The sequence below is a fragment of the Sphingosinicella sp. YJ22 genome (genome assembly GCF_011320075.1).
Lineage (GTDB): Bacteria > Pseudomonadota > Alphaproteobacteria > Sphingomonadales > Sphingomonadaceae > Allosphingosinicella.
Map to the genome: position 1 here is coordinate 1 of NZ_JAANPA010000027.1, position 22,796 is coordinate 22,796.

The window sequence follows — 22,796 nt, forward strand, 5'->3', positions numbered from 1 at the left end:
GCGAGCGCCGACCCCTTGACTCGGTCACCCGTAGCGGCAGCTGGAGCGGGCGCAGGAGCCGGCGCGGGCGCAGGGATCGCGGGCTGGCCGGCGCCGGTCTCGCCGCCATCCTTGGCCGGCGGCGCGGGCGCGGGCGCCGGGGCCGGCGCGGAAGCCGCCTTGGACGCATCCTCGCCCTCTTCCGCGATGAGCGCGATGACCGTGCCGACCTTCACCTCGTCGGTGCCTTCCGGGACCAGGATCTTGGCGACGACGCCCTCGTCGACCGCCTCGAACTCCATCGTCGCCTTATCGGTCTCGATCTCCGCGATCACGTCGCCCGACGCGACACTGTCGCCCTCCTTGACCAGCCACTTGGCCAGCGTCCCTTCCTCCATGGTCGGCGACAGAGCGGGCATCTTGAGTTCGATCGGCATCGGGAGACGCGCCTTTCCTCGGGTGTAAAGTCGGACAGGTCCAAACAGCAGCCGCTCCCTAGGGTCAAGGGGGCCGGTCGGGTTGGCAGACCGGCGAGGGTTGCGGCCCCGGCGCTTCTGGCGCACCTTCGCGGCCGCAACAGGCGGGGCGAGCATGCGCGTACTCACGCGCCTCCCGCACCGTGGGAGACGCTTGGTGAGAACCTATCTGGTGGTGATGGACGAGACGGAGGAATCCGCCAAGGCGCTCCGCTACGCCGCCCAGCGCGCCGCCCGAACCGGCGGCACCGTCGAGATCCTCGCAATCGTCGAGCGCCAGGAGTTCGTCCAGTGGGGCGGAGTCCAGGCGGCGATGGAAGAGGAGGCGCGGCTTCGCACCGAGGCGCGAGTCCTTGCCGCATCCGGAGCGATCATGGAGGATGCCGGGCTCGTACCCTCGATCACCGTGCGCCAGGGACCGGCGGTGCGCGCCGTCGCCGACTATCTCAAGGAGCGGGACGACATCTCGGCATTGGTCCTCGCAGCGGCGGCGGACGGCGGGCCGGGCCCGCTCATCACCCATTTCAGCGGCGCGGCGCTGGCGAGCCTGCCCTGCCCGCTGATCATCGTGCCGGGCCATCTGCCCGACGAGATTCTGGCGAAGCTCAGCTAGCCCCGTTCGCCCGGCGGGTGACGCGGCACCGGCGCCGGGCGCCGCGGCGCGGGCGCGCAATTGCATGGCCGGGCGCGGCGCGGACGGGCGCGGTGGGTGCGCGTCTCGACGACCTCCTCGATGACCTCCTCGGTCACCACCGTGCTGACCATCGGCGTGACGGTGGTCTCGGTGATGATCGTGGTGCCCGGAATCCAGGTGTAGCCGTAGCCGCCATAGCCGTAGCCATAACCGCCATAGCCATAGGCCCCGCCGCAGGGTGACGCGCAGGGAACGGGCATCGGCGCCGGCGCGTGACCGTAGCCGCCCCGGCCGTAGGCGCTGTAATCCCAGCCGCCGCCACGATATTCGCGCCGCTCATAATGGCCGTCGCGGCCGTAGCGGTCCCGCGCATAGCGATCGTCATGGCCGTAAGTGTCGTAGCGGCCGTCGCGGCGCTCGCGCCGGTCGTAGCGGTCGTCGTCGTACCGGTCACGCTCCGCATAGCGCTCGTCATGGCGGCCGTAGCGGTCGTAATCATAGCGTTCGCGCGCGACATAAGCATGGTCGCGCTCGTCGGGATAATAGTCGCCGTCGCCGACATAATAAGGAATGCCGTCGCGGTCCTCGTACCGGCGCTCGCCATGGCGGTCCCGGTCGGCATCGTGGCGCGGGTCGTAGACCCGGCCGCGGCCGTCGATCCGATAGCCGTCGTCATAACGGACTTGGGCAGAAGCAGCGGCGGGGATCATGGCGGCGCCAGCGGCCAATGCGGCGAGGACGAGCTTCTTCATCGAACCACTCCCATCCGGCATGGCGGGGCGGCGCGAGGCGCGCGTCCCGTCGAACAGTCATGGTTAACGCCGCAAGCCTGCGGTTTCTACCGTGAGGCGAGGCGCGCGGTTACTTTCTGTATCAATAAGGTACAACCGGCGGCGTCCTCGCCGTCGAAGCGGGCGGGACGCGGGCTGTCGAGGTCGAGCACGCCGATCAGCTCGCCGTCATGGACGATCGGCACGACCAACTCCGATCGGCTGGCCGCATCGCAGGCGATGTGGCCGGGATAGGCATGGACATCCTCGACCAGCTGGACCTCGCGGCTCGCAGCGGCGCCGCCGCATACGCCCTTGCCGAACGGAATGCGGATGCAGGCGGCCTTGCCCTGGAACGGCCCGAGCACGAGTTCGCCGCCGACATTGCGGTAGAAGCCGGCCCAGTTGAGGTCGGGCAGCGCCTCGAAGATGAGGGCCGAGAGATTGGCCATGTTGGCGATCGCGTCCGGCTCGCCCTCGGTCACGCTGTCGGCAGCGTCGATCAGTTGGCGGTAGAGCTCGCTTTTGTCGCCGGCCTCGATCCGAAATTCGTACATTCACCTCTCCCGTCAGGCCCGGAAGCTGGGTGCCCGAGCGCGTTTTGGCAATGCTCTGGCGTCACCGCGCGGTTCCGCTAGGCTGGCGCCGATCGCAAAGAGGAGCCCGCGGGTGGACCAGCAAAGCGTTTTCGTCATGTTCGTGCTGGTCGCGGTGCCGGCCTTCTATTTCCTTGCCGAGCACCGCACGGGGTGGCGGATGTGGTCTTTCCTGCCGCCCTTGCTGTGGATCTACGCCTCGCCGCTGCTGTTGCGGGTTGGCGGCATCCTGCCGGAGCAATCGCCGGTCTATGGCGGCCTCCGCACCTATTTGCTGCCGGTCTTCATCACCCTGCTGGTGATGACGATCGACCTGCGCAGCGTCGTCGGGACCCTGGGACGCGGCCTGCCCGTGGTGTTGGTGTCGACCTTGTGCGTCATCGTCGGCGCGCCGATCGGCTATCTGATCGTGAGCCCCTGGCTGCCGGCGGAGGCCTGGACCGGTTACGGCGCGCTCGCCGGAAGCTGGATCGGCGGCACCGCCAATATGGCGGCGATGGAGCGCGCTCTCGGCACCCCGCCGGACCAGATGGGCCTCGCCATTCTCGCCGACCAGCTCGTCTTCCTGCTGTGGCTGCCGCTGCTGATCGTATCGGCGCGCTACGCCGGCCCGTTCAACCGTTGGGCCAAGGCGAAGCCTCTGCCGTTCGCCGCCGCCGAAGTGCCGGCCGAACCGGCTGTCGGCGAGGACTCGGACCAGGACGCGGAGGCGAAGGAAGAGACGACTCCGCCGCCGGCCAAGGACTATCTCAAGGTCTCGCCGATGCTGGACCTCCTGCTGATGGTCGCGGTCACCCTCGCCAACGTGGCGCTCTGCGCCTGGATCGCGGCCCGTCTGCCCGATCTGCCTCCGTTCATCACCGGCTCGACTTGGCTGGTGCTTCTGGTGACGACGGGCGCGGTCCTGCTGTCCTTCACGCCGATCCGCCGCTCGCATCAGGCGGAGGTGGCGGGCATCGCGATCCTCTACATCTTCGTCGCCAACATGGGCGCCTCCGCGTCGGTAGCGGGCTTCGCCCAGGCGCCGGCCTTCGTCGCCGGCGCGTTCGTCTGGCTGGCGACTTCGGCGAGCTTGATGGTGATCGCGGCCCGCCTCATGCGGACCGATCTTTCGCTGATGGCGGTGGCGGCGATCGCCAACATCGGCGGCGCCGCCTCAGCCCCTGTCGTCGCCGCCGCGCACCACCGCGCTCTGGTGCCCGTCGCGATCCTGATGGCGATGCTGTGCTACGTGCTCGGCAATTACGGCGCGATCTTGGCCGGGCATCTTGTCCGGATCGTGGCGGGGGCATGAGCGGGCTCAGTCCAGGCTCACCCGGCCCCTATTCGCCTTGACCGCGCTTCTGCTCTTCTTGGCATCGACCCGCTTGGCCTTGGCGGCTCGGCTCGGCTTGGTCGGCTTGCGCTTGGCCTGGCGGACATAGGCGCGCTCGATCAGCTCGGTCAGGCGCTGGCGCGCCTCGACTCGGTTGGCCTCCTGGGTGCGGTGGCTGCGCGCGGTGATGACGATCTCGCCCTCGTTGGTGAGCTTCGACCCCGCGAGCGCCTTCAGCCGCTGGTAGACGTCGAGCGGCAGCCCCAAGGCGAAGACGTCGCAGCGCAACTGGCAGGCGGTGGCGACCTTGTTGACGTTCTGGCCGCCGGGCCCGCTCGCCGCGAGGAAGGTCTCGGACAAGGCCTCCTCGGGGAGTTCAAAGGGCATGAGGGTCGGAGCCTGAGCAGCTGACCTCGGTCGCGATCACGATCTGCAGGCTTTCTGACAGAAGAAAAACGTAGAGGGGAAGGACCGCAGCCAAGGCAGCGAGGAGCAGCAAACGCTGCCCCACCGTCCCTTGCATGAGAGTGTAGCCGCCTGCGACCACGAACAAGGCAAAGGGTAGGAGGCCCAAGCGCCAATGGACCTGGTGCGGCGTGCTGCATTCGGACGCCGGAGCAAGCCCCCACAAAAACATGGCAGTCGCTAACGCCAAGGCGGCTCCGAGCGCAGCAAGCCATCCAATCCCCGTCCTCAACAGGAATTCTCCCGCTGCGGGATATCGGCGAAGCCCGCATTGGCGAAGCTCGCCGGCAGCGGCGCGGTCGCTTCGACAGGCGGCTTGGCGCCACGATCGAGGCGAAGCGACACCGCATGGAGCAACATCGTGAAACCGGCGCTCTCGCCGTAGATCGGGTCACCCAGAATCGGCACTCCGAGACCGGAAGCGGCGTGGACTCGGAGTTGGTGCGTTCGCCCGGTTTCCGGCTCGAAGCGCACGAGCGCCCGACCCCGCGCCTCGGCGATCACCGACCAGTTGGTGACGGCGCGCTGGCCCTGGGGATCGGGCACCATCCGCCATCCCGCCTCGCGGCTGCTGATCTTCTTGAGGGGCAAGTCGATCCGCCCTTCTTTCTCGGCGAGAAGCCCGTCGATCACGGCGAGATAGGCTTTCGCCACCCGCCCCGCCTCGAACGCGGCGGCGAAGCGCTTGTGCGCCTTGGGGTTGCGGGCGAGGAGCAGGCAGCCCGAGGTGTCGCGGTCGAGCCGGTGGACCGGCGTCGGGGCGCGGTGGAAGCCGAAGCGCAGCTGGGGCAGCTGGTCCTCGAGGCTGCGCGGCGTCGCCGGGCCGGGATGGACGGCAAGGCCCGCCGGCTTGTCGAGGATGATCGCCTCGCCGTCGATGAACAGGATGCGGTCGTCGAGCATGCAAAAGGCCGTGCCACCGCTGAGTCTTTCGTGCAACAGCCGGCAACTATTCGCGCAGACCCCGTAGAATCTCCGTATTTTCGAGCACTTAACTCGAAATTAACCTTTTGCCTTCACTTGTTCGATGGTTAATTTTCCTCGCCGCGGCCCCGGCCTTCATGGGTCGTGTCGCGCAACGGAGGGGCGAGAGAGATGCGGGTTCTGCTGATTGAAGACGAGCCGACCACGGCGAAAGCCATCGAGCTCATGCTCACGACGGAAGGCTTCAACGTCTATACGACGGACCTTGGCGAGGAGGGCTTGGACCTCGGCAAGCTGTACGACTATGACATCATCTGCCTCGACCTCAATCTGCCGGACATGCACGGCTATGACGTGCTGAAGAAGCTGCGCACCGCCAAGGTCGCCACTCCTGTGCTGATCCTGTCGGGCAACAGCGAGCTGGACTCCAAGGTCCGCGCGCTCGGCTTCGGCGCCGACGATTATGTCACCAAGCCATTCCACCGCGACGAGCTCGTGGCCCGCATCCACGCCATCGTCCGCCGCTCCAAGGGCCACAGCCAGTCGGTCATCAAGACCGGCAAGCTTAGCGTGAACCTCGACGCCAAGACGGTCGAGGTCGACGGTGCCCGAGTGCACCTCACCGGCAAGGAATATGCGATGCTGGAGCTGCTTTCGCTCCGCAAGGGCACCACTCTGACCAAGGAGATGTTCCTCAACCATCTCTATGGCGGCATGGACGAGCCCGAGCTCAAGATCATCGACGTCTTCATCTGCAAGCTGCGCAAGAAGCTCAGCCTCGCTTGCGCCGGCGAGAATTACATCGAGACCGTGTGGGGCCGCGGCTACGTGCTTCGCGATCCCGAGGAAGGCCAGGCCGCCCAGGTCGCCTGACCTCGCCATTCCAAATAGGGGGCAAGCCGGCATCCGTTCTCACGAACGGGCGCCGGCTTTATTTTAACCGAGCTCTGCTAAGGCCCGAGCCATGCTTCGGGTGCTGACTCTCTCGACCCTCTATCCGAACGCGCACCAGCCGACGCTGGGGCTGTTCGTCGAGCGCCAGACGCGCGGCCTTGCCGCACGCGAAGGGGTGGAGGTGCAGGTGGTCGCTCCGGTCGGGCTGCCGGTCTGGCCGCTTTCGCTTCATCCGCATTATGCGCCGCTTGCCAGGTTGCCGCAGCGAGAGAATGACGGCGACCTCGTCATTCATCGCCCGCGCTTCCGGGTGTGGCCCGTCCTGAACGTTCCGGCGGCCGGCGCCTCGCTGGCGCGTTCCCTCCTCCCCTTCCTGAGCGATGTCAGGAAGCGCTTCCGGTTCGACGTGATCGACGCCGAGTTCTTCTGGCCGGACGGGGTGGCGGCGGCACAGATCGCGAAAGCGCTCGGCGTACCCTTCTCGGTGAAGGCGCGCGGCAGCGACATCTACCATTGGGGCGACCAGCCGCGCATCGGCCATCAGGTCCGGCAAGCGGCGCTGGCCGCCGACGGGCTGCTGGCGGTGAGCGATTCGCTGAAGGCCGAGATGGTCGCGCGCGGCATGCCCGCCGACAAGATCAGGGTCCATCATACCGGCGTCGACCTCGACCTGTACCGGCCGGTCGACCGCGCCGCGGCCAAGGACGCGCTCGGCGCCGACGGCCCGCTGCTCGCCACGGTCGGCGCGCTGATCGAGCGCAAGGGGCAGAGTTTTGCACTGGACACGTTGGCGCGGCTCCCCGGCGCGACCCTGCTGCTGATCGGCGACGGGCCTGACCGGGCCGCGCTGAAGGCGCAGGCGGAGACGCTGGGCATCGCGAAGCGAGTCCGCTTCCTGGGGGCGCTGCCGCCCGAGGAGGTGGCGCAACTCGTCGCCGCCGCCGAGGTGATGCTTCTCCCCACCCGGGCCGAGGGGATCGCCAATGTGTGGGTCGAGGCGCTGGCCTGCGGCACGCCGGTCGTGACCTGCGACGCCGGCGGCGCGCGCGAGGTGATCGATCGACCGCAGGCCGGGCGGGTGGTGGCGCGGCATGCCGATGCGCTTGCCGAGGCGGTCAGGGAACTGCTGATCCACGCGCCGGAGCCCGAGGAGGTGCGACGTTCGGCCGAACGGTTCAGCTGGGAGCGGAATGCCGAGGAACTGGAAGCGCACCTGAAAAGCCTGGTGCAATCCGCCCAAATCCCCCGCTCGTCCTGAGCCCTTCGACGCCGCCTGCGGCGTTGCTCAGGATAAACTGCGTAGAAGGGCGTCGGAGCCGAACTCTGTGCAAGCGCCCTTCGACTTCGCTCAGGACGAGCGAGAAAATTTCGCGCTCTATCAATCCTGCTAGAGCGGCATCAGGGCGGCGGCGATCCAGCGTTCTTCGGCGCGGAGGACGGCCCAGGTGCGGGCGGCGGCTCGGCTGTCCATCGCCTCGAGGCCGATGCCGTGCTCCTGAAGCGCTCGCACCAGTCCGCGCGGCGGATGAGTCAGCGCCGGACCGGTGCCGAGCAGGATGAATTCGGGGGCGGGCTGCAGCGCCAGGACGGCCTCGAGATGCTCGATGGCGAGTTCGCCGATCCCCGGCGGCTCCCAGGCGACTGCCCGTTCCGGAGTCAGCAGCACGCTCGCATGGCGTGCGCCGTCGACCACGAACTGCCCATCCGAGAAGCCGCGGACCAGCGGCCCGCCGCGCGCCTCGCTGGGATCAAACCTGGGCACCGTCTCCGTCCTTGCCGGGCCGCGGGCCCACGCGCTCGGCCCCGGCCGGACCGGTCTTGGGCACGAAGCTGTCGCCGGACACGCCGAGCGGCACGAGCATGAAGCGCGCGACGTAGATCGACGAATAGGTGCCGATGATCACGCCGACGAAAATGCCGATGGTGAGATCGTAGATCACGTCCGGGCCGAAGATCAGCAGCGACAGGATCGCCAGCATCACCGCGGTGTTGGTGCCGATGGTGCGCGACAGCGTCTCGTTGACGGAGAGGTTGAGCAAGGGCTCGATCTCCATCTTGCGGTACTTCCTGAGATTCTCGCGGATCCGGTCATAGACGACGACGGTGTCGTTCAATGAGAAGCCGATCAGGGTGAGCAGGGCCGCGACCGCATTGAGGCTGAACTCGACCTGCGTCGCCGCATAGAAGCCGAGCACGATGGTGAGATCGTGCACCAGGCTGACCAGCGCGCCGACGCCGAACTGCCATTCGAAGCGGATCCAGATGTAGGCGGCGATTCCGAGCATCGCGATCAGTAGCGCGAGGCCGCCCGCCGTGAACAATTCCTCCGACACCTTGCCGGACACGGTCTCGACGGCGTCGATCCGCACCCCCGGGTAGGCTGCGGTGAGGGCGTTGCGGACCTGGGTCGCCACGGCATCGGCCTGCGCCTCGGTCTCCCCCTCGGCGAGCGGGAGGCGGATGGCGATCTCGCGCGGCGAGCCGAATTCCTGGATGGCCGGGTCGCCAACGTTGAGCGCGCTGACCCGCTCGCGCAGCTCGTCGAGCGCCGGCGGCTCCTGGAAGGTGGTGCGGATCATCTGGCCGCCGACGAAGTCGACGCCGAGATTGAGGCCGCGCGTCACCAGGAAGAAGACGGATGCGGCGATCAGGACGAGCGACACGACGATGGCGAAGTTGCGCCAACGCAGGAAGTCGATGTTGGTGTTGTCGGGAACGAGCTTCAGCAGGGGCATGGGGAGTTCCTTAGAGCACCAGCTGCTTCGGCCGGGCACGGCGCACCCACAGCGCCACCATCATCCGCGCCACGGTGATCGCGGTGAAGGCCGAGGTCACGATGCCGATCACCAGCACGACCGCGAAGCCGCGGATCGGGCCGGAGCCGAAATAGAACATGAGGGCGCCGGCGATGGCGTTGGTGATGTTGGCGTCGAGAATCGCGGTCGAGGCCTCCTTCCAGCCCGTGTCGATCGCGTCGAGCACAGTCCTTCCTCGCCGCAATTCCTCGCGGATTCGTTCGTTGATGATGATGTTGGCGTCGACCGCCGCACCGATGGTCAGCACGAAGCCGGCGATTCCGGGGAGGGTCAAAGTGGCGTTGAACAAGGCCATCCAGCCCAGGATCAGAAGCACGTTGAGGATCAGCGCCGCGTTCGCGAACAGGCCGAACTTGCCGTAGGTCGCGAAGATGAAAAGCATGACCAAGGCGGCACCGATCGCTGTGGCGATCATGCCCTGGCGGATCGAATCGGCGCCGAGATCGGGGCCGACGGTGCGCTCCTCGACCACGCTCAGCTCGACCGGAAGGCGGCCGGAGCGCAGCGAGATGGCGAGCTGATTGGCGCTCTCGACCGTGAAGCTGCCGCGGACCTGGGCGGTGCCGCCGAGGATCGGCTCCTGGATGACCGGCGCCGAGAGCACGACATTGTCGAGGATGATCGCGAACGGGCGGCCGACATTCTGCTGAGTGGCGCGGGCGAAGCGCTGGCCGCCGGCGCTGTCGAAGCGGATCGTGACGACCGGCTGGCCGTCCTGCTGGTCGAACGCCTGCTGCGCATCGGCAACCTGATCGCCGGTGACGATCGCGCGCCGCTCGACGGCGATATTGCCGCCGCCTTCCATCGGCAGGATCTGGCTTCCGACCGGAGGCCGCCCGGCGTCGAGCTGTTCCTGGGTGACGCCCTGAGTCACCATCTTGAACTCGAGCCGCGCGGTGCGCCCGATCAGCGACTTGAGCTGCTCGGGGTCCTGAAGGCCGGGAACCTGGACGACGATTCGGGTGCGGCCCTGACGGATAATCGTCGGCTCCAAGGTGCCGAGCGCGTTGATTCGCCGGTCGATGACCTCGCGCGCGACCTCCATCGCATTGTCGACGGCGGCGGCCTGGCCGGCCTCGGTCGGGCGCACGATGACTCGGTTGCCCTCGGTGGAGACCGTCCAGTCGGTGGTGCCGCCCATCAGGGTCGGCTGCGCCTGGCGGCGAATGAGGTCGGCAGCCTGGTTGGTCTGCGCCGGGTTGCGGACGAGGAAGGCGAGCTGATTGTTCGCGGTCGACAGCTCGGCGATCTCGATCTCGTTCCTGCGCATGTCGCCGCGCACGCTGTCCTCCAGCGCCTCGAGCCGCTGCTGGGTCAGCGAGGAGGTGTCGGCCTCAAGCAGCAAATGGCTGCCGCCGGCGAGGTCGAGGCCGAGATTGACCTTCGGCGCCCACGGGACCTGGCTGGCGAGGTTGGACGGCAGCAGGCTCGGGACCGCCAGCAGCACGCCGATCAGGCAGATCAGCGTGATGCCAAAGATTTGCCAGCGCGCGAAGTTCAGCATCGGATCAGTCGTTCGCGGGCTTGGCGCCGTGCGGGCGCACTTCGCTCAGCATGCCCTTGACCACGCGGACGCGGACGTTGGGCGCGAGCTCGACCTCGACCTCGGCATCGTCGACCTTGGTGACCTTGCCGATCAGGCCGCCGGTGGTGACGATCGTATCGCGCACCTTCACCGCCGCGATCATCGCCTGGTGCTGCTTCATCCGCCGCTGCTGCGGACGGATCAGCAGGAAATAGAAGATCACGAAGATCAGCAGAAGCGGGAGAATGTTCAGGAAGAAGCCGGCGCCACTATCGGGTGCGGCGGCGCTGCCTGCTTGCGCGAAAGCTGGAGATTCGAACATCTGGTCCTAACCTGGAATAGGAGCAGGGAAGCGCAAGACGCGCTCGCTCCCGAAGGCCGTGGCGGTTATCATGGGGTTGGCGACTTGCCAAGGCAAGGCGCGCGCAGGGGCATTCGAGGGCAAATGCAAATGATGATCGTGGCGGGAACGGCCCGTTTCGCGGCGGGAGAGATCGATCGCCTGCAATCGCAGCTGGCGGCCTGGGTGGCCGAGGTGCGCAGGCGGGACGGGTGCATTGCCTACAATTATGCGCGCGACATCGACGATCCAGATCTTCTCCACATCGTCGAGCAATGGCGCGACGATGCGGCGATCGACGCGCATATGAGCGACATGGGGGTGCTGATGAACGCCCTTGCCGGCGCCAAGATGGAGGCGCTGAACGTCAGGGCCTATGAGGCCGACTACAAGCGGACGCTGATGGGAGAGTAAGCGCGGTCAGCGCTTGCCGAGGATGATCAAAGTCGAGGTGCCGTGGGCGAGGAGCTTGCCGTCCGCGGACTTGAGATAGGCCTCGGCGGTGGCGATCTGGCGGCCGCGGCTCAGCACCCTGCCCTCGCAGCGCACGATGCCCTCGCCCGGCACCGGCCGCACCATGTTCGCCTTGGTCTCGACCGTGGTGTAGCCGACGCCCGCGTCGAGCTCGCTATGGACGGCGCAGCCGGTGGCGCTGTCGATCAGGGTGAGGGCGAAGCCGCCATGGATGCTGCCGAGCGGATTGTAGAGATGCGGCCCCGGACGGCCTTCGAACACGGCGCGGCCGGGCTCGACCTCGACCAGTAGCATGCCGAGCGTTTGGCTGATCGGCGGCGCGGGAAGCTCGCCGCGGATCATCGCGCGAAGCAGCTCGATTCCGCTCATCCCCTCGAACTGCTCCCGCGAAGCGAGGCCGTAGCTGCGCTCGACGTCGGCCATGCTGCATCTCCCGCTTCAGTTGCTGTTTGCAACTAAGCGGAGGCGTTTCGCCGAGTCAATGAACGGGGGAGAAGATGGTCGGAGCGACAGGATTCGAACCTGCGACCCCCACACCCCCAGTGTGATGCGCTACCAGGCTGCGCTACGCTCCGACCGAAGCGGCGCATTTAGGCAAGGCCGGGCGGGAAGGCAATGCCGCCCGCACGCTTCTCAACCTGCCCGTTCCGCCCTTAGCAAAGTGCCGTAGAAGCGGCCGAGCACGATCAGCGCTGCGCCGAGGCCGAAGAAGGAGAGGATTCGAAGCACGCCCTCGAGCGCGGCGGCGTCCAACAGGAACAGCTTGAGCACGGTCAGAGTCAGCAGCACCAGGCCGGCGACTCGGGTGGTGCGCTCCTTCAAGGCCATGCCGGCGGAAATGAAGGCGATCGACAGCACCAGCCAGGCGATCGACAGCGCCTCCCAAGCGACCAGGTCGGCCGCGGCGAAGGCGAGCAAGGCCGCGGCGGTGGTCGCCGGGATCAGCGCGGGCAGATCGACCTGGTGATGCGGGCGACCGTCGCGGCTGCGCGACCAGATCAGCAAGGCGGGGCCGGCGGCGAGCAAGGCGAGGAGCAGGCCCCATCCGGAGACGCTCAGCCGCTCGGGCTCGACGGCGCGCATGATCGTGACCGGACCGGCAAAGCCGGCGCAGGCGAGCGCGGCCCAGGAGCGGCTGTTGCGCTCGATCGCAAGCGCGAGCCCGCCGCCGCCGAACAGCAAGGTGAGACCAGCGGCGGCCGCCGCCAGCCAGAGATCGTCGTCCATAAGCGACTTGACCGGGATGAGCAGCAGGCCGAGCGCCATCACCCCGAACGGCAGAAGCGGCGGATGGCCGTGCAGCCGGGCGAACAGGATCGCCGCCGCGGCGACGGCGCCGAACAGCAGCCAGCCCATGCCGCCGACATCGTCGCGGGCGGTGAGGACCGCGAGCAGCACGGCGGCGATCGCGAGCGGCTGCAGCCAGGGCAATGACGCACCCGCGGCGCGGACCCAGCCGGCGATCAGCGCCAACAGCAGGATGAACCAGCCGGCCGCGACGGCGTCTCTCGCCTCGCCGAACAGCATCCATGCCGCCCAGCCGAAGCTCGCCAGCACCGCGACGCCCGCAAGCCAGCCCCAGCCGCGCCGCCAGGCGATGGCGAACACCGCCGCGTCGAGCAAAGCCAGATAGGCGAGCAGGAGCAGCTTGTCGGTGTCGGGGTCGCCGACCAGCCAAGGGGTGAGGAAGCCGCCGATCAGCCCGAGCGCGGCGGTTCCGGCGCCGTGGCGAAGCGACAGGCCGAGCGCGGCGACGGTGATCGCCAGCATCAGCACCGACGCGGTCTCGAGGCCGATGAAGCCGTAGAGGAAGTAGCTTCCGTAGACGGTGGCGTAGAGCACCGCGAGGCCGGCGCCGACCAGCGCCTGGGAGATGCGCGGGTCGTCGATCCAGCGGTTGGTGAGGCGGGCGCCCTCGCCCAGCGCAAGCAGCGCGACGCCGAACGCCGCCGCCGCGACCATGCGCAGCTCCGGGGTGATCAGCCCGACCTCGATCGCGAAGCGGATCAGGAAGATCGCAGCGGTGACGAGCGCGACGGCACCGACCCAGATCAGCAAACGTCCGCCGATCAGGCCCTCGAACAGATTGGCGAAGGAGAGAGGAAGCGGGCTGGCCGTTGCGGGCCGGAACGGTTCGGTTGGTTCCTGCGCCGGCTGGGCCGGAACGGGAATGGATTCGGAGCCGGCGCCGCGCTCGCCGATGCGCCGCTCCAGCTCCTCGACACGCGCCGCAAGCGCCTGGTTCCAGATGAAAAGTCCGACCAGGCCGAGCAGGTTGATGACGGACAGGCCGGCGAGGAGCTCGAACACCGGCGCTGCTTAGCCGCAGCGCGAGCCATTGGAAAGCGCGCGTGCCTTCACCTACCTAGGGCGGGAGCGAGGAGTAGGAATCACATGGAAAGCTGGCACGGGACGACGATTCTGGCCGTCCGCAAGAATGGCAAGGTGGTGATCGCAGGCGACGGCCAGGTGTCGCTGCAGTCGACGATCATCAAGCCCAACGCGAAGAAGGTCCGCCGATTGGGCGACGGCAAGGTCATCGGCGGATTCGCGGGAGCGACCGCCGACGCCTTCACCCTGTTCGAGCGGCTGGAGCGCAAGCTGGAGCAGCATCGCGGCCAATTGCTTCGCGCCGCGGTCGAGCTCGCCAAGGACTGGCGGACGGACAAGTATCTGCGCAACCTCGAGGCGATGATGATCGTCGCCGACCCGAGCGTCACCCTCATCCTCACCGGCAATGGCGACGTGCTGGAGCCGGCCGCGGGAGTCGCGGCGATCGGGTCGGGCGGCAATTTCGCCCTGTCCGCGGCGACCGCGCTGTTCGACTATGAGGACGACGCGGAAACCATCGCCCGCAAGGCGATGAAGATCGCCGCCGACATCTGCGTCTACACCAACGACAATCTCACCGTGGAGATGATGGACGAGTCCTAGAACGGTCCGCCCAGGAAAGCCTTCCAGCCGAACACGACGGCCCAGTGTGTCAGCACGTAGGGCCAGATCGAACGCGTCGCCGTGTAGATTCGAGCGAGGGCGGCGCCGAGCACGGCTACGCAAGCGAGGAACCATGGGTCGAGGAAAGCCGGCGCCCAAGGCGGGCCGATGGTGATCGCCTGCAGCGGATGCCAAGCGACGAACAGGAGGACGGAGAGCGCCACCCAGACGGTGCTCGGCCGCTCCCTCGGGATGAGCGTCGCGCGAAAGAGCAGCTCCTCCCCAAGGGCAGGCGCGACGAGCAGCGTCAAGGCAAGGAGCGCAAACTCTTCTGCTGGCGGCGGAGTGGCTGGCGCGATCAGCCCGGCGCACCAAGCGATCAACAGGAGCAGCGGCAGCGACCACAGTAGTTCCATCGCCGCGCGCCACCAGCCGGCGCGGTCAGGCCAGGTGCGCAGCGCCGCCAGTATGTCCTGAGTACGTTTCCGCACCGTCTCCCCCGTCATCCCCGCGGAAGCGGGGATCCAGCTGCCATTTTGTCGCAATTCACCCAAAGAAGAAGCTGGATTCCCGCTTTCGCGGGAATGACAATGGGTGAGTCATGGCAACCGCCCGCTTCGTGCCGCCGCATCCGCCGCGCGACATCGCGCCCGGGCCGATGTGGCGTGGCTTCTTCGGCGAGCGGGCGCGCAACTCGGTGTTCGGCTGGTCGCAGCGGGCGTTCAGCGAGCGGCACATCAAGCGGCACATCCTCGGCTATACCGTCCATTTCGTGCTCGATCCGGACTCGGTTCAGCACGTCCTTCAGGGCAATGCCGCCAATTATGTGAAGCCGGATATCGTCAAGCGGTTCGGCGCGGCGCTGCTCGGGCGGGGACTGCTGACGTCCGACGGCGCTTTGTGGCGCGAGCAAAGGCGGATCGTCGCGGCCAATTTCGCCCCGGCGGCGGTCGATGCCCTCGTCCCCCATTTCGCCGCGGCGGCCGACGCGGCTGCGAGCGAGTGGCGGAGCGGCGGCACGCACGACCTTGCCGAGGCGGCGACCGACACGACGATGCGGATCATCGCCGATACATTGTTCGGCGGCGACCCGCGCCTCAAGACCCGCAAGGCGATGGACCATATCGCCGCGGCGCTCCGCGCGGGCGGCGAGAGCCGGCTTCCGGCGATCCTCGGCCTGCCGTCGCTGCCCTACAACAAGGTGCTGTGGCGGGGGCAGCGCGGCCGCGACTTCCTTCGCCGCACGCTCGCCGACTTGGTGCGCGACAGGCTGCCGGACGGCGGCGCCGACGATTTCCTGGGCCGGCTGATCCGAGCGCTGAGGGCGCAGTTCGAGCCGGCAGAGGCGCTGGCCCTCGCGGTCGACAACGCCGCGACCTTCTATCTCGCCGGGCATGAGACGACGGCCAACGCGATCAGCTGGACGCTCTACCTGCTGTCGGAGCAGCCGGAGTGGCAGGAGCGGGTCGCGGCAGAGGCGCAGGCGGCGCTTTCGGAAGGCGCGGACGATGCCGGCCTGCCCGAGCGGCTGCCGACCTTGCGGCGGGTGTTCGAGGAGGCGATGCGCCTCTATCCGCCGGTGCCGCGCTTCGACCGGCAGGCGGTTGCGGCGGACGGGCTCTGCGGGTGGGATGTCGCGCCGGGCGACATCATCTCGATCTGGCCGTGGCTCCTCCATCGCCACCAGGCTTTGTGGGACGATCCCGACGCGTTCGATCCCGACCGCTTCCTGCCCGAGCGGCGGGCGGCGCAGCACAGGTTCCAATATTTCCCGTTCGGCGGCGGCCCGCGGGTCTGCGTCGGAATGCGCTTCGCTTATGCGGAGGGGCTGACGGTGCTGGCGCACTGGCTGGCGGCGTGGCGGGTGACGCCGGTGAGCGGACGCGAGGTGCGGCCGGTCGGCTATGTCACTCTGAAGCCCGAGGGCGGGCTGCCGCTGCGCGTGGAGCGGCGGTAAGAATTCCTCCCTGTCGCCGAAGGCGATGGGGAGGGGGACCATGCGAAGCATGGTGGAGGGGTAATCTAGCGAGCGTCTACCCCTCCACCATGAGCTTCGCTCATGGTTCCCCTCCCCGAGCAAGCTCGGGGAGGAAAGCCCGTTTACTCCGCCGCTGCCACCACCGCCCGGCGCTGGGCGCGGCGGCGCCATAAGCGGGCGCGCCACCACATCAGGATCCCGGTGATCGACAAGGCCGCCGGGATGAGGCCGCCGAGGAAGATGACCAGCTGCCACACGAAGCCCATTCCGGTGCCGTCGTGCCAGCGGCGCATCGTGCGGGCGGTGGTCTCCGGCTGAGCCGGCCGGGCGGGGATGACCTGGCCGTTGGTATCGTCGACCTTGACCTCGGCCGTGCCGCCGTCCCGTTCGAACGCCACGGCCCAGTCGTTGCTTCGCTCGGTCGGCCAGGTGATGGCGACCAACGGTCCGGTCGCGCTTCCTTGTGCAGCGGCAACCGCCCGGTCGGGCGTCAGCCAGGTCTCGACCAAGGGCTGGGCGGGACGCTGCGGCGCCGACGGCGCCTTGGGAGCGCTCGCCTCGAAGCGCCCGAAGACCTGGGGGAAGGAGATCCACACGCCGGTGAAGGACAGCATCGCCAGCGGGATCAGCACCCAGAAGCCCATCTGATGATGGAGGTTGGCGTTGAAGCTCGGCTGGCGCTTCCAGCGCAAGCCGCGGCGGACGCTGCCGGTCACCGGCCACCACAGCCAGATCCCGGTCAGGCAGGAAATGAACATGAACACGCCGACCCAGCCGACGATCTGGCGGCCGGTACCGGGAACCATCAGGCTGCCGTGGAGGACGTGAAGCACCCGCACCGCGCCGTCGTTGCTTCCGGCGACGTCGAGCACCGCGCCGGTCTCGGGATGAAGCCAGATGTTGGTGCGCACCGGCCGCCGCTCGCCCTCCACCGGCGGTCGCGCCGCGGCGACCATCACCGCGCCCTCCCCGCCTTCCGGCATGCGGATCGAATGGATGCGTTCGCCCGGCTGCATCGCGGAGCGCGCCTTCTCGGCATAAGCCGCCGGCGCCAGCGCGGGCGCGGCGCGAACCTCGCGCTCTGGGTTGAGCAGAAGGTCGAGCCCGTCATGCCAGACCAGCGCCGAGCCGGTCACCGAGATCGGGATGATCAGCACCGCGAGGACGAGCCCGATCCACTTGTGGACCTGCAGCCACAACCGCCGCAGCTTCAAAACCGTCGCACTGGCCATCGTCGGCCCCTCCCGCTTTTGATCATCAATCGCAACAGATTTGCTATTGCGAAACGTTCGCAAGAATCGTAGCCGGACAAACACGGCAAGCGCAACAGCGCATCTCGATAAGGGGCTCACATGTTTATCCGGTCAACCTCTGCCTTGGCTCTCGCATGGGCGATGGCCACTCCCGCGCTCGCCGCGGAGGACGAGTCCGCGCTCGCGGAATCGGCCGCCGCGAACGAGACTCAGTCCGGCGGCCTGATCGTAGTCACCGGGACCCGCGACGGTTATGGCGCCGACCGCACCCGCAGCGCCACGCGCACGGATACTCCGCTGCAGGACGTGCCGCAGGCAGTGAGCGTGGTCAGCGAGGAGCAGATCGAAGACCAGAACCTCCGTTCGATTGCCGACGTCCTGCGCTACGTCCCCGGCGCCACCGCCGCGCAGGGCGAGGGCCACCGCGACCAGATCGTGCTCCGCGGCAACAACTCGACCGCCGACTTCTTCGTCGACGGCATTCGCGACGACGTCCAATATTATCGCCCGCTCTACAATCTCGAGCGGGTCGAGGTGCTGCGCGGGCCCAATGCGATGATCTTCGGCCGCGGCGGCGGCGGCGGCGTCGTCAACCGCGTGACCAAGCAGCCGTTCGACCAGCTGCTCGTCGCCGGCAGCGGCTCGCTCAATACGTTCGGCGCCTGGGCGATCGACGCCGACGTCAACCTGCCGCTCAGCGAGGGGGTCGCGGTCCGCCTCAACGGCGTCCACGAGGAGTTCGCCAACCATCGCGACGTCTTCGAAGGCGAGATCACCGCGTTCAACCCAAGCGCGCGGGTGCTCCTCGGGCCGGACACCGGCTTCGTCCTCTCCTACGAATATGTCGATGACAGCCGCGTCGTCGACCGCGGCGTGCCCGCGGCCCGGCCCGGCACGATCCAGGACCCCGCCGCTCCTCTCGCTGGCTTCCGCGACACCTTCTTCGGCCAGCCGGGCACCAACCAGCTCGGCTTCGAAGGCCATATCCTGCGCGGCACCTTCGAGCACCGCTTCAGCGACAATCTGAGCCTCGTCAGCAGGCTCCATTATGCCGACCATGACAAATTCTACCGCAACGCCTTCCCCTCCGGCCCCGTGACCGCGGCCAATAGCGTCGCGGTCCAGGCCTATTTCGACGCCTTCCAGCGCGAGAATCTGTTCAGCCAGACCGACCTCGTGTGGACCGTCAGCACCGGGCCGCTGAGCCACACCATCCTCGCGGGGGTCGAGATCGGCAATCAACAGACGGCCAACCAGCGCCTCAACGGCTTCTTCGGCGCGAGCCAGACCGCCATTGTGCCGCTCGCCGACCCCTTCGTCATTCCGGCCATCAGCTTCCGCGGCGGCGCCGGGACCGGCGAGCGCTCGACCGCGACCGACGCGGACATCTTCGCGCTCTATGTGCAGGACCAGATCGAGGTCGGCCCGGTCGAGCTGATCGCGGGCCTTCGCTACGACCGCTTCGGGATCGACGCGACCAATGTCGTCAACGGCCAGACCTTCACCCGCACGGACGATTTGTTGTCGCCGCGGGTGGGCGTGGTGTTCCACCCCGTGGAGCCGGTTTCGCTCTACGCGAGCTTCAGCCGCTCCTACCTTCCGCAGTCGGGCGACCAGTTCAATTCGCTCGACCTCACCACCGCGGCGCTCGAGCCGGAGCGGTTCGACAATTACGAAGCGGGGGTGAAGTGGCAGGCGACGCCAGGGCTTCTGCTCTCCGCCGCCGTCTATCAGCTCGATCGCAGCAACACCCGGGCGAACGACCCGATCACCGGCGCACCGGTGCAGACCGGGTCGCAGCGCAGCCGCGGTCTCGAGCTCGAGGCGGTGGGCGAGATCCTGCCGCACTGGAACGTGACCCTCGCCTACACGCTGCAGGAAGCCGAGATCACCGCGACGACGACCGCGGCGCCGGCGGGCCGCGAGGTGCCGCTGGTGCCGCGCCACCAGCTGGCTGCCTGGACCCGCTACGACTTCTCCGACCGGATCGGCGCCGGGATTGGCGTGATCCACCAGTCGGAGAGCTTCTCGACGATCAGCAACGCGGTCGCGCTTCCGGGCTTCACCCGCGTCGACGCCGGCATGTTCGTCAAGCTCACCGATCAGGTGGAGGCGCAGGTCAACGTCGAGAACCTGTTCGACGAGGACTATTTCCCGACCGCGCATAGCGACAACAACATCACCACGGGCGCGCCGCTGAACGCGCGCTTTACCTTGCGCTTCCGCTACTGACGGGCAGCAGCGGGGCTCTCCTTCAGACGCCCTGCATGTAGCCGGCGCAGGAGTCCGGCGAGCCGCCCTGGAAGCCGCGGCGAAGCGCTTCCTGGCGCTGGGCCGAGGTGCCGTGGGTGAAGCTTTCGGGGACCGGCCGGCGACCGGCGGAGCGTTGCAGCGTGTCGTCGCCGATCGCCGCGGCGGCGCGCAGGCCCTCCTCGAGATCGCCCGCCTCCAGAGTCGCGCCGGCGCGGTTGGCCTGCGCCGCCCACACGCCGGCGAGACAGTCGGCCTGAAGCTCCATGCGCACCTGAAGCGCGTTCTGCTGCGCCTCGCCGACGCCGCGCTGAGCGCTTCGGACCTGGTCGTTGATTCCGGAAATGGTCTGGATGTGATGGCCCATTTCGTGAGCGATCACATAGGCCCCGGCGAAATCGCCCGGCGCGCCGAAGCGCGACGACAGTTCGCTGAAGAAGTCGGTGTCGATATAGATGCCCTGGTCGAGCGGGCAGTAGAACGGCCCCATCGCCGCTTGCGCCGCGCCGCAGCCGGATTGGCCGGCCTGGCTGTAGAAGACGAGCTTGGGCGGGTCGAACGCCTCGCCTTGCGCCTGATAGAGCTGCGCCCACACTTCCTCGGTGCGGGTGTAGACGTTGCAGGCGAAGCGGGTGGTGTCGTCGGACCGGCACACCTCGCTCGATGCCTGGCCGGCGTTGGAGCGGCCGCTCGGGCTCACCGCCTGCTGGCCGCCGCCGAAGAAGCTTCCCAGACCGCCGAACAGGAACATCACGATCAACAGCACGACGATGCCGCCGATGCCGAAGCGGCTGGCGACCAGGCCGAGCAGCATGCCGCCCGCGCCGCCGAGGCCGCCGCCGCCGCCGAAGCCCATGCCGCGCTGGCTCTCGATGTTGCCGCTGAACCGATCTTCGTCGAACCGCATGGCGCTTACTCCTGGCCTCGCCGCAACAATGTTCCGCACCCGTCGCGGTTGCATCGGTCGGCTTGCATATTGCGCCGCCCGGGGCGATGCGGCCCGGGTCACGACCAGGAGTCCCCATGTTCCTTCACGGCAAGACCGCCCTCGTCACCGGCTCCACCTCGGGCATCGGCCTCGCCATCGCGCGGGCGCTCGCCGCCGAGGGCGCCAGGGTGACCCTCAACGGCTTCGGCGACCGCGACGAGATCGCCCGGCTGCAGGAGGAACTGGGCGCGGGCTACAGCGACGCCGACCTCACCTCTCCGGCGGCGATCGAGACGATGTTCGCCGAGACCGGTCCCGTCGACATCCTGGTCAACAATGCCGGAACCCAGTTCGTGTCGCCGGCCGACCAGTTCCCGGTCGAGAAATGGGACCTGATCCTCGCCCTAAACCTGTCCGCGGTGTTCCACACCACGCGGCTCGCGCTGCCCGGCATGAAGGCGCGCGGCTGGGGCCGGATCATCAACACCGCCTCGGCCCACAGCCTCGTCGCCAGCCCCAACAAGTCGGCCTATGTCGCCGCCAAGCATGGCGTCGCCGGCTTCACCAAGACGGTCGCGCTCGAGACCGCGCAGTCCGGCGTGACCGTGAACTGCATCAGTCCGGGCTATGTCTGGACGCCTTTGGTCGAGAACCAGATCCCCGATACGATGCGCACCCGCGGCCTCACCCGCGAGCAGGTGATGAACGACGTGCTGCTCGCCGCCCAGCCGACCAAGCGCTTCGTCCAGGTCGACGAGGTCGCCGCGCTCGCGCTGTTCCTGTGCCGCGACGAGGCCGCCAGCATCACCGGCGCCAACCTCAGCATGGACGGCGGCTGGACCGCGCAATAGCGCACGAAAAAGGGCTCCCCCGCGGAGGAGCCCTTTAGTTTCCCCGCTCGAGGAAGCTTACTGGCTGGCGACTTCCGAGATGTGGAGCTCGGCGGGCTGGGTGGTGCCCGAGCTGTAGGTGCCGACCCAGATTTCGTAGCGGCCCGACATCGGGCGGTTGAAGCGGACCGCCGGGTTGAGGCCGTTCACGCCGCCGTCATCGTCGCAATAATAGCTGCCGTCCGGCGCGTTGACGATCAGAGTGGTGTCGGCGCCGGAGGCGACCGAGATGATCAGCGGATAATTGCCGCTGTCATAATGAAGCCGGACGTCCGGCTGGTTGGTGATGAAGCCGCGGCAGGAGGAGCTGAGATTCTGCGCATTGCGGTCGCCGCCGGCGCGCAGGTTGACGACTCGCGGATCGGGCGTGAAGCCCGATTCCAGAGTCAGCTCGCCATAATTGGGGCGGGCATTGTAATCTTGGGCGGCCGCCGGCAAGGCGGCGGCACAGGCCAGAACAGCGGCGAGCGCGATATTGCGTCCGGTCATTGCTACACTCCTCCTGATGATCGATCGTTATCGTTTCGTAACGAGGTTGCGGCGGAGCGGAGCGGCGGTCAAGCGCAGACCGACGGGCGAGCCGCGCCGTAAAAGTGCCGCCTTTGTAGGTGACTGAGAAGCCATGACTAATCGCCTCCTTGCAATGCTGGCCGCCATCGGCCTCGCTTGCGCCTCTATCTTGTCCGTGCCGGCGACGGCGCAACGCCGCGACCAGGGTGCCGACTGGCGCGACGTAGCGACGGAACGGGATCGGGTGCGGCTGAGGGAGTGGCGAAGCGCCTGGCTGGAGGCGCTGCGCGACGCCCGCTCGGGCGGGCACACCGCCGAGATCGAGCGCGAGGGCGTGCTTCTTCACCCGGACGCGGCTTTGCTTCGCCCCGCGCCGCCGGTCGGCGACTATCGCTGCCGGGTGATCAAGGTCGGCGCTCAGGACGACCTGCTCGATTACATCGCCTATCCCGCCTTCCGCTGCCGAATCCGGCCGGAGCGCGACGGGCGGCTAAGCTTCGTCAAGCTGACCGGGTCGCAGCGGCCGATCGGCTTCATCTATCCCGACGGCACGCGGCGGATGATCTTCCTCGGCACGCTCCAGCTCGGCGACGAGCGCCGCTCGCTGCGCTACGGCGTCGACGAGGAGCGCGACATGGCGGGAATCGTCGAGCGGATCGGCGAGCGCCGCTGGCGCGTGGTGTTCCCGCGCCCCGCCTTCGAATCGATCGTCGACGTGCTGGAGCTCGTTCCGGTCCGCTGACGCGGCCGCCTTGTTTGTGGGTCGATGTTCGCTAGGCTGCCCGCTTCCGTCGAGAAGGGGCTGCCGGTGAAGAAGACTTTCTGTGCACTGCTGTTATGCTGCG

The 22,796-nt window shown here is 68.0% G+C and carries 25 protein-coding genes and 1 tRNA gene; 10 read left to right on the forward strand and 16 right to left on the reverse strand.

What is annotated here, in order from left to right:
• On the reverse strand, nt 1-416 hold a 416-nt coding region (locus G7B71_RS10390), incomplete at its 3' end, for a biotin/lipoyl-containing protein (RefSeq protein WP_166040572.1).
• A gap of 196 nt (nt 417-612) precedes the next feature.
• Between G7B71_RS10390 and G7B71_RS10395 the strand changes: the two genes are divergently transcribed.
• Entirely contained in the window at nt 613-1,068 is a 456-nt protein-coding gene (locus G7B71_RS10395; RefSeq protein ID WP_166040574.1) for a universal stress protein, read from the forward strand.
• Here the strand turns inward: G7B71_RS10395 and G7B71_RS10400 are convergent.
• Both G7B71_RS10400 and G7B71_RS10405 read right to left on the reverse strand, forming a co-directional pair.
• Nucleotides 1,065-1,841 (reverse strand): hypothetical protein, encoded by a 777-nt coding sequence (locus G7B71_RS10400; protein WP_166040576.1) that lies wholly within the window; start codon nt 1,839-1,841, stop codon nt 1,065-1,067. The two genes, G7B71_RS10395 and G7B71_RS10400, sit on opposite strands and share 4 nt — an antisense overlap.
• A gap of 86 nt (nt 1,842-1,927) precedes the next feature.
• Nucleotides 1,928-2,416, reverse strand: coding sequence for a GAF domain-containing protein (locus G7B71_RS10405; protein WP_166040578.1), 489 nt, complete (start codon nt 2,414-2,416; stop codon nt 1,928-1,930).
• Between the two features lie 112 nt (nt 2,417-2,528).
• Between G7B71_RS10405 and G7B71_RS10410 the strand changes: the two genes are divergently transcribed.
• Nucleotides 2,529-3,749, forward strand: a complete 1,221-nt coding sequence (locus tag G7B71_RS10410; protein WP_166040580.1) for a DUF819 family protein — start codon at nt 2,529-2,531, stop codon at nt 3,747-3,749.
• Nucleotides 3,750-3,755: 6 nt separating this feature from the next.
• Here the strand turns inward: G7B71_RS10410 and arfB are convergent, their stop codons facing one another.
• Nucleotides 3,756-4,157, reverse strand: a complete 402-nt coding sequence (arfB, locus tag G7B71_RS10415) for an alternative ribosome rescue aminoacyl-tRNA hydrolase ArfB (RefSeq protein ID WP_166040582.1) — start codon at nt 4,155-4,157, stop codon at nt 3,756-3,758.
• Between the two features lie 306 nt (nt 4,158-4,463).
• Entirely contained in the window at nt 4,464-5,138 is a 675-nt protein-coding gene (locus tag G7B71_RS10420; RefSeq protein ID WP_166040585.1) for an RNA pseudouridine synthase, read from the reverse strand.
• A gap of 192 nt (nt 5,139-5,330) precedes the next feature.
• Here G7B71_RS10420 and G7B71_RS10425 point away from each other — a divergent pair, with 192 nt between their 5' ends.
• On the forward strand, nt 5,331-6,032 hold the full coding sequence (locus tag G7B71_RS10425) for a response regulator transcription factor CtrA (RefSeq protein WP_166040587.1): 702 nt from the start codon (nt 5,331-5,333) through the stop codon (nt 6,030-6,032).
• 91 nt (nt 6,033-6,123) lie between these two features.
• Nucleotides 6,124-7,311 (forward strand): glycosyltransferase, encoded by a 1,188-nt coding sequence (locus tag G7B71_RS10430; RefSeq protein WP_166040588.1) that lies wholly within the window; start codon nt 6,124-6,126, stop codon nt 7,309-7,311.
• A 129-nt stretch (nt 7,312-7,440) separates the two neighbouring features.
• On the opposite strand, the gene G7B71_RS10435 is transcribed toward G7B71_RS10430, so the two are convergent.
• From G7B71_RS10435 to yajC, 4 genes are read right to left on the reverse strand one after another with little or no spacing between them, the layout of a single operon-like run.
• Nucleotides 7,441-7,815, reverse strand: a complete 375-nt coding sequence (locus tag G7B71_RS10435; protein ID WP_166040590.1) for an MTH938/NDUFAF3 family protein — start codon at nt 7,813-7,815, stop codon at nt 7,441-7,443.
• Nucleotides 7,802-8,788, reverse strand: coding sequence for a protein translocase subunit SecF (gene secF / locus G7B71_RS10440; protein ID WP_166040593.1), 987 nt, complete (start codon nt 8,786-8,788; stop codon nt 7,802-7,804). The genes G7B71_RS10435 and secF overlap by 14 nt, the downstream gene beginning before the upstream one ends.
• Before the next feature lie 10 nt (nt 8,789-8,798).
• Nucleotides 8,799-10,373, reverse strand: a complete 1,575-nt coding sequence (gene secD, locus G7B71_RS10445; RefSeq protein ID WP_166040595.1) for a protein translocase subunit SecD — start codon at nt 10,371-10,373, stop codon at nt 8,799-8,801.
• Nucleotides 10,374-10,377: 4 nt separating this feature from the next.
• Nucleotides 10,378-10,716: a preprotein translocase subunit YajC gene (yajC, locus tag G7B71_RS10450; protein ID WP_166040597.1), complete on the reverse strand. Its 339-nt coding sequence runs from the start codon at nt 10,714-10,716 to the stop codon at nt 10,378-10,380.
• A 123-nt stretch (nt 10,717-10,839) separates the two neighbouring features.
• On the opposite strand from yajC, the gene G7B71_RS10455 reads away from it, so the two are divergent.
• Nucleotides 10,840-11,148 (forward strand): putative quinol monooxygenase, encoded by a 309-nt coding sequence (locus G7B71_RS10455; protein ID WP_243406202.1) that lies wholly within the window; start codon nt 10,840-10,842, stop codon nt 11,146-11,148.
• 6 nt (nt 11,149-11,154) lie between these two features.
• On the opposite strand, the gene G7B71_RS10460 is transcribed toward G7B71_RS10455, so the two are convergent.
• From G7B71_RS10460 to G7B71_RS10470, 3 genes are all read right to left on the reverse strand, one after another.
• Complete coding sequence (locus G7B71_RS10460; protein ID WP_166040599.1) at nt 11,155-11,631, reverse strand: PaaI family thioesterase; 477 nt, start codon at nt 11,629-11,631, stop codon at nt 11,155-11,157.
• Nucleotides 11,632-11,706: 75 nt separating this feature from the next.
• Nucleotides 11,707-11,783: transfer RNA gene (locus G7B71_RS10465), tRNA-Pro, on the reverse strand.
• Between the two features lie 58 nt (nt 11,784-11,841).
• Nucleotides 11,842-13,518 carry a DUF2339 domain-containing protein gene (locus tag G7B71_RS10470; protein ID WP_166040601.1) on the reverse strand — a complete coding sequence of 559 codons (1,677 nt, stop codon included), beginning with the start codon at nt 13,516-13,518 and terminating at the stop codon, nt 11,842-11,844.
• Between the two features lie 84 nt (nt 13,519-13,602).
• On the opposite strand from G7B71_RS10470, the gene hslV reads away from it, so the two are divergent.
• Nucleotides 13,603-14,142 (forward strand): ATP-dependent protease subunit HslV, encoded by a 540-nt coding sequence (gene hslV / locus G7B71_RS10475; RefSeq protein WP_166040602.1) that lies wholly within the window; start codon nt 13,603-13,605, stop codon nt 14,140-14,142.
• Here hslV and G7B71_RS10480 read toward each other — a convergent pair.
• Nucleotides 14,139-14,633, reverse strand: a complete 495-nt coding sequence (locus tag G7B71_RS10480; RefSeq protein WP_166040604.1) for a CPBP family glutamic-type intramembrane protease — start codon at nt 14,631-14,633, stop codon at nt 14,139-14,141. The two genes, hslV and G7B71_RS10480, sit on opposite strands and share 4 nt — an antisense overlap.
• A gap of 110 nt (nt 14,634-14,743) precedes the next feature.
• Between G7B71_RS10480 and G7B71_RS10485 the strand changes: the two genes are divergently transcribed.
• Complete coding sequence (locus G7B71_RS10485) at nt 14,744-16,099, forward strand: cytochrome P450 (RefSeq protein WP_166040606.1); 1,356 nt, start codon at nt 14,744-14,746, stop codon at nt 16,097-16,099.
• Between the two features lie 143 nt (nt 16,100-16,242).
• Here G7B71_RS10485 and G7B71_RS10490 read toward each other — a convergent pair whose 3' ends face one another.
• Complete coding sequence (locus tag G7B71_RS10490; protein WP_166040608.1) at nt 16,243-17,352, reverse strand: PepSY-associated TM helix domain-containing protein; 1,110 nt, start codon at nt 17,350-17,352, stop codon at nt 16,243-16,245.
• A gap of 162 nt (nt 17,353-17,514) precedes the next feature.
• Between G7B71_RS10490 and G7B71_RS10495 the strand changes: the two genes are divergently transcribed.
• On the forward strand, nt 17,515-19,605 hold the full coding sequence (locus G7B71_RS10495) for a TonB-dependent siderophore receptor (RefSeq protein WP_166040609.1): 2,091 nt from the start codon (nt 17,515-17,517) through the stop codon (nt 19,603-19,605).
• Between the two features lie 22 nt (nt 19,606-19,627).
• On the opposite strand, the gene G7B71_RS10500 is transcribed toward G7B71_RS10495, so the two are convergent.
• Nucleotides 19,628-20,530: a neutral zinc metallopeptidase gene (locus G7B71_RS10500; protein ID WP_166040611.1), complete on the reverse strand. Its 903-nt coding sequence runs from the start codon at nt 20,528-20,530 to the stop codon at nt 19,628-19,630.
• A gap of 116 nt (nt 20,531-20,646) precedes the next feature.
• Here G7B71_RS10500 and G7B71_RS10505 point away from each other — a divergent pair, with 116 nt between their 5' ends.
• Nucleotides 20,647-21,402 (forward strand): 3-hydroxybutyrate dehydrogenase, encoded by a 756-nt coding sequence (locus G7B71_RS10505; RefSeq protein ID WP_166040613.1) that lies wholly within the window; start codon nt 20,647-20,649, stop codon nt 21,400-21,402.
• 57 nt (nt 21,403-21,459) lie between these two features.
• On the opposite strand, the gene G7B71_RS10510 is transcribed toward G7B71_RS10505, so the two are convergent.
• Nucleotides 21,460-21,930 (reverse strand): peptidase S1, encoded by a 471-nt coding sequence (locus tag G7B71_RS10510; RefSeq protein WP_166040615.1) that lies wholly within the window; start codon nt 21,928-21,930, stop codon nt 21,460-21,462.
• Nucleotides 21,931-22,063: 133 nt separating this feature from the next.
• On the opposite strand from G7B71_RS10510, the gene G7B71_RS10515 reads away from it, so the two are divergent.
• A complete protein-coding gene (locus G7B71_RS10515; protein ID WP_166040617.1) occupies nt 22,064-22,693 on the forward strand; it encodes a DUF4893 domain-containing protein in 630 nt (209 codons plus the stop codon).
• Nucleotides 22,694-22,796 lie beyond the last annotated feature (103 nt).